The 1,332-nt window shown below is 69.1% G+C and carries 1 protein-coding gene; it reads right to left on the bottom strand.

The features are described from left to right. Nucleotides 1-59 precede the first annotated feature (59 nt). Complete coding sequence (locus tag ACZ7DE_RS41000) at nt 60-1,295, bottom strand: IS701 family transposase (protein WP_470769650.1); 1,236 nt, start codon at nt 1,293-1,295, stop codon at nt 60-62. Between the last annotated feature and the right edge of the window lie 37 nt (nt 1,296-1,332).

Genomic DNA, 1,332 nt, shown 5'->3' with positions numbered 1-1,332 from the left:
GCGTTGGTAGTGACAGTGCCGGGCTATGGCCTGACGCCTTCGCCGCCATCGCGACCATCTCAGCGCATGGATGCGAAGCGGCGGGCGGGGCCGGTGTGCGGGGCCAGATGCCAGGAGCCGGCGGACTTCTGCCACGGTGAGCGAAACCAGGGCGGAACCGTTTCTGCACCCCCCTTTGCCGCCGCCTGTGCCGCCGCGGCCGCGAGAAAGGCATGCGCGAGCATGGCCAGGGTGATGTGCCTCATCCAGCCGACGTAGCGGCGGACTTCGTATTGGTCCAGACCGCACTCGTTCTTCGCGGCCTGGAAGCATTCCTCGATCGCCCACCGGCGCCCGGCAACACGCACGAGCCGGTCGACGCCGGTGCCCACCGGCGCGTATGCGAGGTAGTAGGCGATCTGATCGGGTCGGCTGATGCTGCGCCGGGCCAGCGCCCAGCGGTGATGGCTGGGCAGCTCGCCGTCGAAGTCCTCCATCACCGGGAGCTGGAGCGCCGCCCAGTCATAGACGCGCGGGCCCTTGGCGCCGTCGCCGCACGAACGTTGCTCCCATGCCTCATCCGGCGCCTGGCCGAAGAGATAGTCGATCCGGCCGAAGCGGGGCACCGGCTGGGACTTCGGGACGGCGAGCACGTAGCCGACGGCGGCTTCTTCCAGCATCCGGCGAAAGCGCCACTCCTGGCCGTAGGCGGCATCCGCGGTCACCCAGGCGATCGGCAGCGGGGAAGCAAGTGCACGCAGCACCATGGCCCTGGCCAGCTCTGGTTTGGTGGCGAAGCCCCTCTCATCAGGAATCTTGGCTGCGCGACAGCGTTCGCGGTCGTCCGTCCAGGACTTGGGCAGATACAGCTCGCGGTCCACCAGGGCGCGTCCGCGAGTGGTGGCGTAGGCGGCGAAGACGCCGATCTGGCAGTTCTCGGTGCGGCCGGCGGTGCCGGAATACTGGCGCTGCACCCCCGCGGAGGTGGTGCCCTTCTTGACGAAGCCGGTGTCATCGACGATGAGGACCCCGTCGGCCTCGCCGAGCTTGTCGGCGACGTATGTCTGCAGGTCGTCGCGGACGTCGTCGGCGTTCCAGGTGGCTCCGTTCAGCAGCCGTTGCAGGCCGTCGGGGGTGCGGTGGCCTGCGTATTCGGCCAGTTGCCAGCCGTTCTTGCGGCCGACCGGGCCGAGCAGGGCGCGGACGTAGTCACGCATGCGGCGTCGCAGGTCGGCGCGGCCGAAACGGTGGCCGATCCGCAAGAAGAGCTCGTCGAGTTCACGGTCCCAGGTCGCGTCGGCAAGGTCGTCGATCACGCGGGGAGGCTGCCCTCATCACCGCGCAAACAGTTCT

Source organism: Streptomyces sp. NPDC037083 (assembly GCF_055606485.1).
This window is presented reverse-complemented; position numbering and strand designations above follow the sequence as displayed.